Raw genomic sequence first — 278 nt, 5'->3', positions numbered from 1 at the left:
CCATGTTAAGATAAGTCCCATTTCCAATCCTCTCAAGGCACAAACCCTCTGGCTCTGGAGGTGAAATAGCTTCTACTTTGTTTAGTGGAAAACAATAGAGAATCAATGGTGAGAAAAATAGTAAAGGAAAACCAAGAAAACCATTCATTTCAATGCACTTAAAAAGCAAATGAAAACCACTCGTTTTCATTACAGTAACTCTCATACAAACACTTTATTGATTTCATACCAATTACTGTGTAGTGTAGTTCCCAAACCACGGTATTCAAGAAGGCAAA

1 protein-coding gene is annotated in these 278 nt (G+C 36.0%); it reads right to left on the bottom strand.

What is annotated here, in order from left to right; translation table 11 throughout:
- A partial coding sequence (locus KVT39_RS36845; RefSeq protein ID WP_217591470.1) for a hypothetical protein occupies positions 1 to 190 on the bottom strand: 190 nt, incomplete at its 3' end.
- Positions 191 to 278 lie beyond the last annotated feature (88 nt).

Source organism: Burkholderia sp. GbtcB21 (genome assembly GCF_019091065.1).
Taxonomy (GTDB): Bacteria; Pseudomonadota; Gammaproteobacteria; order Burkholderiales; family Burkholderiaceae; genus Burkholderia; species Burkholderia pyrrocinia_C.
Note: the sequence above shows the minus strand (reverse complement) of the source record. Positions and strands in the feature narration are given on the sequence as shown.